The organism is Desulfobulbaceae bacterium (assembly GCA_015231515.1).
Taxonomy (GTDB): Bacteria; Desulfobacterota; Desulfobulbia; order Desulfobulbales; family VMSU01; genus JADGBM01.
Genome location: JADGBM010000140.1, coordinates 530 through 6,213, shown reverse-complemented (window position 1 = coordinate 6,213; position 5,684 = coordinate 530). Strand labels below are relative to the sequence as shown.

General features: G+C 40.8%; 8 protein-coding genes, 1 tRNA gene and 1 pseudogene (1 of these 10 cut by a window edge). All 10 read left to right on the top strand.

Annotated features, from left to right (window positions below; translation table 11 throughout):
• The coding region (gene tuf / locus HQK80_14680; GenBank protein MBF0223443.1) for an elongation factor Tu at positions 1-155 on the top strand (155 nt) is incomplete at its 5' end.
• Between the two features lie 153 nt (positions 156-308).
• Positions 309-458: a 50S ribosomal protein L33 gene (gene rpmG / locus HQK80_14675; GenBank protein ID MBF0223442.1), complete on the top strand. Its 150-nt coding sequence runs from the start codon at positions 309-311 to the stop codon at positions 456-458.
• 4 nt (positions 459-462) lie between these two features.
• A tRNA-Trp gene (locus tag HQK80_14670) sits at positions 463-539 on the top strand.
• A 73-nt stretch (positions 540-612) separates the two neighbouring features.
• Positions 613-861 (top strand): preprotein translocase subunit SecE, encoded by a 249-nt coding sequence (gene secE / locus HQK80_14665; protein ID MBF0223441.1) that lies wholly within the window; start codon positions 613-615, stop codon positions 859-861.
• Positions 862-883: 22 nt separating this feature from the next.
• Positions 884-1,414, top strand: coding sequence for a transcription termination/antitermination protein NusG (gene nusG / locus HQK80_14660; GenBank protein ID MBF0223440.1), 531 nt, complete (start codon positions 884-886; stop codon positions 1,412-1,414).
• A gap of 115 nt (positions 1,415-1,529) precedes the next feature.
• On the top strand, positions 1,530-1,955 hold the full coding sequence (gene rplK / locus HQK80_14655; GenBank protein MBF0223439.1) for a 50S ribosomal protein L11: 426 nt from the start codon (positions 1,530-1,532) through the stop codon (positions 1,953-1,955).
• A 47-nt stretch (positions 1,956-2,002) separates the two neighbouring features.
• Complete coding sequence (locus tag HQK80_14650; protein MBF0223438.1) at positions 2,003-2,713, top strand: 50S ribosomal protein L1; 711 nt, start codon at positions 2,003-2,005, stop codon at positions 2,711-2,713.
• A gap of 289 nt (positions 2,714-3,002) precedes the next feature.
• On the top strand, positions 3,003-3,521 hold the full coding sequence (gene rplJ / locus HQK80_14645) for a 50S ribosomal protein L10 (GenBank protein MBF0223437.1): 519 nt from the start codon (positions 3,003-3,005) through the stop codon (positions 3,519-3,521).
• A 51-nt stretch (positions 3,522-3,572) separates the two neighbouring features.
• Positions 3,573-3,947 carry a 50S ribosomal protein L7/L12 gene (gene rplL / locus HQK80_14640; protein MBF0223436.1) on the top strand — a complete coding sequence of 125 codons (375 nt, stop codon included), beginning with the start codon at positions 3,573-3,575 and terminating at the stop codon, positions 3,945-3,947.
• A 251-nt stretch (positions 3,948-4,198) separates the two neighbouring features.
• Positions 4,199-5,684, top strand: a pseudogene (locus HQK80_14635) (DNA-directed RNA polymerase subunit beta); it runs 529 nt beyond the window's last position.

The following is a 5,684-nucleotide window of genomic DNA, read 5'->3' as shown; positions in this document are numbered from 1 at the left end:
TGCCAGAGGGCGTTGAGATGGTAATGCCAGGAGACAATGTGTCAATTGAGGGAGTACTGATAACTCCGATAGCGATGCAAGAGGGTTTACGGTTTGCGATCCGCGAGGGTGGTAGAACTGTTGGTGCCGGCGTTATTAACACGATTGTCGAGTAGTAGATATCTTAGCGATCATGATACGGATCGCTTGAGATTTACATTTTAATTAATTGTTAACGTACATTAAGAGAAGGTTATGTACCACCCTTCTCTTAATGCATTTTAAGGCAGTCCAAATTAGGGATTGCTCGAAAATATTTAGGGAACGTCATGCGAGACATAATTATTTTAGGTTGTACCGAGTGTAAACAGAGAAATTATAATACGACAAAGAATAAAAGATCGACTCCTCAGAAGCTTGAGATGAAAAAGTATTGCCGTTTTTGTCGTTTACATACTGTTCATAAAGAAACGAAATAAGTGCAGGCCAGTAGCTCTAATTGGTAGAGCATCGGACTCCAAATCCGAGGGCTGGGGGTTCGAATCCCTCCTGGCCTGCCAAGTATTGAAGGAACCAATTCGCTGTTTCGGGATCTGTTCCATATAACTACAAAATCTGACCTGGATTACAAAAATGGCGAGCAACAGCAAGTCAAAAAACAAAAACGAGCAAGAACCGCAGGCAATGAACAAATATAGCCTCGAGAACATTAAAAATTTTTCTACAGAGGTTAAAGTTGAGTTTGATAAGATTGCCTGGCCAGACAAGAAACATACGATGGGCTCAACGCTCGTGGTCGTGGTTCTGGTAATGATGGTATCATTCTATCTCGGGGCAGTTGATCTGGTTCTTGGAAAAATAATTGGAACTGTACTTAAATAATTAGAAACTTGATGGGAATTAAATGGCACGTAGCTGGTACATTGTAAATACATACTCCGGGTTTGAAGAAAAGGCTAAGACTGCCCTTCTTGATCGTATCAAAAATGCAAACCAGGAAGAGTTTTTTGGTGATATCCTTATCCCGACAGAACAAGTTGTTGAGATGGTAAATGGTTCCAAAAAAACATCCGCACGTAAATTTTTCCCTGGCTACATTTTGGTTAATGTAGAGCTAAATGACGAAACCTGGCATACGGTGACTGATACACCTAAAATATCCGGTTTTATTGGTAATGATTTACACCCGGATCCACTTCCTGAGAAAGAGGCAGAAAAGATAATTGGTCGTATTAAGGATGGGGCCTTAAAGCCAAAGCCCAAAATCTCTTTTGAAGAAGGAGATACTGTACGAGTTACTGATGGTCCTTTTACAAATTTTCAGGGTGTTGTTGATGAGGTGTTCCCTGATAAGGGGCGTGTAAAAGTAATGGTAAGTATCTTTGGTCGTGAAACACCAGTAGAGCTCGAATATATTCAGGTTACCAAAGGGTAAACCTACCCCACAAATGAATTACGATTGCCGTATACTGTCGAGTTGCGTTTTGTGACATTGACGGCGCTGACGGCACCACAAACGATAGTACTATATAATTATAGGAGTTTAGACAATGGCAAAGAAAATAGCAGGTTTTATAAAACTTCAGATTCCTGCCGGGAAAGCAAATCCTTCACCGCCGGTAGGTCCAGCACTCGGACAGCACGGTGTAAATATTATGGAGTTTTGCAAAGCCTTTAACGCAAAAACACAAGGTGAAGGAGATATGCTCACGCCGGTAGTTATAACCGTTTACGCTGACCGGTCCTTTTCATTTATTACAAAAACCCCTCCTGCCTCCACTTTGCTGTTTAAGAGCTTAAAGCTTAAGAAAGGTTCGAGTAATCCAAAGAAAGAAAGGGTAGCTAAAATTTCACAGAGTAAGATTAGAGAAATTGCTGAAATTAAAATGCCTGATCTGAATGCATATGATATTGGCGCAGCTATAAAGATTATTGAAGGCACAGCAAAAAGCTGTGGTATTACAATAATCGATTAATAAAAATGAATCGTAAGATTCTTATATGGTGTAATTGGAGTTGAATAATGGCTAAATCAGGCAAAATACATAAAGCTAACCTGGCGAAGGTTGATTCTGAAAAACTGTACGAACTTAACACCGGAATTAATTTAACCTTGGATTGTGTTCGTGGAAAGTTTGACGAATCAATTGATATTGCAGTTAAACTTGGAGTTGACCCAAGGCATGCTGATCAGATGGTTCGGAGCAGTCTGCTGCTCCCTAACGGTAATGGTAAAATAGAAAGAGTTTTGGTCTTTGCAAAAGGTGATAAAGTTAAAGAAGCCCTTGATGCTGGTGCTGATTTTGCTGGCGGAGATGACTTGGTAGAAAAAATACAAGGTGGCTGGTTAGAGTTTGACAGAACAATTGCCACCCCTGATATGATGGGAACCGTCGGTAAAATCGGTAGGTTACTCGGACCTCGAGGCCTCATGCCTAATGCTAAACTTGGCACAGTGACATTTGATGTTGGTCGTGTTGTTGGCGAAATTAAAGCTGGTAAGGTTGATTTTAAAGTTGATAAGGCCGGAATTGTTCATGCAATGATTGGCAAAGCCTCCTTTGGCCTTGATAAAATCCGAGAAAACTTTCTTGCTTTTATGGATCGCATTATTCACCTTAAACCATCTTCGGCTAAAGGTATTTATCTCAAGGGGATTACCGTTACGTCGACTATGGGTCCAGGGGTAAAACTTGATCCAGCAGAAATACAGACGTTGGTAAAATCTTCTTAATCAGCGTAATTGAGAGAAAGCTGTGTAGCGTTTTTATACCCCACACCTTCATGTGATCAGCACATGAATTAGTCTGTATATTCATCTATGCAGGCAAGTTTTATATAGATTAACTGAGCAGATCTGAAGTCGAAGACAGTAGGTTCCTTTATTATTTGGGTTTAATTGGTGGAGTACATACTTCACTGGCCTACCGAGACATGGTTATAGTATTCAACCAAACCCCGTCGACATCAACTGTTCCATTGTTCAATTTAACCGAAAAATACCTTAAAGGAGGTGAAAACCATTGAACCGCGATGAAAAAGCATCGATAGTTCAGGACTTGTCCGTGAAGTTCGGAAAGGCTAAAATTGCTATTGTTAGCGATTATAGAGGTCTTACCGTTTCTGAGTTCGAAGAGTTGCGTGTTGCTCTTAAAAATTGCAACTCAGAAGTAAAAGTAGCGAAAAATACGCTATTAAGACGAGCTACTGAAGGAACAGATTTTGCGACGATGTGCGACCAATTTAAGGGAACTACTGCGGTCACATTATCATATGATGATCCAGTCGGCCCGGCTAAAGTACTTGTCAATTTTGCAAAAGACCACAGTAAATTAGAAATCCGAAGTGCTGTGCTTGAAGGAAAACAGATATCCAAAGATGACCTGACTGCATTGTCTAAGCTTCCAAGCAAGGAAGTTATGCTGTCCCAGTTGTTATCTACTATGCTGGCAGTACCTACAGGATTTGTAAGAGTGCTTAATGCAATACCACAAAAACTTGTTTATGCACTTCAAGCTGTGAAGGATCAGAAAGAACAATAATTTTTTAAATGATAAGCCTTTTTATTAAGGTGATTTTTGGAGGATGTGAAGATGGCTGTAACTAAAGAAGATGTGATTGAATTTGTAGCAAACATGAGTGTTCTTGAGCTCTCTGAGATGATCAAGGATATGGAAGAGAAATTTGGTGTAAGTGCTGCTGCCCCTGTTGCTGTTGCAGCAGCTGGTCCAGTTGCTGTTGCTGCTGTTGAAGAACAAACTGAATTTGATGTTATTCTTACCGGTTCTGGCGACAAGAAAATTGGTGTTATTAAAGAAGTACGTGCAATTACTTCTCTTGGCCTCAAGGAAGCAAAAGATCTTGTTGAAGGTGTGCCTGCTCCTATTAAGGAAGGTGTATCTAAGGAAGAAGCTGAGGACATCAAAAAGAAAATTGAAGCTGCTGGCGGTACTGTTGAGGTTAAATAGTATCCCTTTATATGCTTTTCTTTTTTTAAGTTAAAAGCATTTGACCCACTAAAACGTTACGGTTTTGCCGTAACGTTTTAGTGCGTTTTGAATCATAACCCCCCAATTCAATCCATTTGTAATAATGGTATTGTCTTATACGACGATAGAATACTCTTTTTTTTGTCAGGTAATGACAAGAAAAATTAACTGATATTTCTTTTGTTTGAACTGTGAAACCAACTGGTGAGGACAGATCTGTAATGAAGATGATGAAACGAGTCAGAAAAAGCTTTGCAAAGATTGGCGAAGTGAGCGAGAAACCGCATCTTATCGAGATGCAGCAGTTGTCATATGAAAAACTCTTACAAAAGGATGTCGAGCCCGATGAACGTGGTGATCACGGTCTACAGGGCATATTTAATAATGTCTTTCCTATAAACGATTTCAACGGAGTTTGCTCCTTGGAGTTTGTTCGCTATAACTTTGGTGAGCCCAAATACACCGTTGCCGAATGTGTTGAGCGAGGAATGACCTATGAAGTACCAATTAAAATCACCGTACGCTTAATTACTTACGACGTCGATCCCGAAACGGAAGTTAAGAGTATCCGTGATATCAAAGAGCAGTCCGTTTATCTGGGCAGCATACCACTGATGACAAAAGCAGGTGTATATGTTGTTAATGGTACGGAGCGCGTTATTGTTAGTCAGTTGCAGCGCTCACCCGGCCTCTTTTATGCCCATGATGATGGTAAAACCCACTCATTAGGTAAACTGCTCTACTCGGCTCGAATAATACCTGTTCGTGGTTCATGGATTGATCTTGAGTTTGATGCAAAAGATGTATTGCATGTTCGGATTGACCGACGTCGTAAATTTCCTGTCACCACCTTACTCAAAGCCTTGGGTCATACAGCGGAAGAGTTACTTACCTTCTTTTATGATACAGAAAATATCGTTATCGAAGATGGTAAGTTTTTTAAGGAATTCAACCTCGAAACCATTGTTGGCCAAAGATCTCCCCACGATATTTTAGATCCGCAATCCGGTGAAGTTCTTGCCAAGAAAGGCAGGAAAATTGGTAAATCACTGGCCCAGAAGATCGCTGATGCCGGTATAGGTAAAATTGAAGTTGACCCGCTTGAAAGTGTTGTTGGTTCTGTAATTGCTCATGATATTATCAATCAGGAGACCGGGGAGGTTATTGCTGTTTGTAACAGTGAAATTACCGAAGATTCCCTTGAGTCCCTTGTTGAATCTAAAACTGAAGCTTTTTCCATACTAATAATAGATGGGATTAAGATAACTGACTCCTTTAGGAAGACCCTGGCCCTTGATAAAGTAAACACACCGGAAGAGGCGCTTCTTGAAATCTACAGAAGGCTCCGACCTAGTAGTCCTCCGACGCCGGAGATCGCTGCTAATTTCTTTGATAATCTGTTTTTTAATCCCGACACCTATGACCTGTCAGAAGTCGGGCGCTTTAAACTCAATGCCAAGTTAGGCGTTGATACTGACATTGAAATTCGGACACTGACAAAAGAAGATATTCTGCTGGCTATTCGTCAGTTGGTACGCTTAAAAGATTCACAGGGCCCGATTGATGACATTGATCATCTCGGTAATCGGAGAGTGCGAACTGTTGGTGAACTTGTTGAGAACCAGTATCGTGTTGGACTGGTCAGGATGGAGCGGGCCATACGTGAACGTATGAGTCTACAGGAAGTTGAGACTTTAATGCCCCATGATCTGATAA

Coding starts and splice junctions, on each gene's coding strand:
- HQK80_14650 (MBF0223438.1), top strand. CDS start 2,003: ATGGCTAAATCAGGCAAAATACATAAAGCTAACCTGGCGAAGGTTGAT.
- nusG (MBF0223440.1), top strand. CDS start 884: ATGGCACGTAGCTGGTACATTGTAAATACATACTCCGGGTTTGAAGAA.
- rplL (MBF0223436.1), top strand. CDS start 3,573: ATGGCTGTAACTAAAGAAGATGTGATTGAATTTGTAGCAAACATGAGT.
- rplK (MBF0223439.1), top strand. CDS start 1,530: ATGGCAAAGAAAATAGCAGGTTTTATAAAACTTCAGATTCCTGCCGGG.
- secE (MBF0223441.1), top strand. CDS start 613: ATGGCGAGCAACAGCAAGTCAAAAAACAAAAACGAGCAAGAACCGCAG.
- rpmG (MBF0223442.1), top strand. CDS start 309: ATGCGAGACATAATTATTTTAGGTTGTACCGAGTGTAAACAGAGAAAT.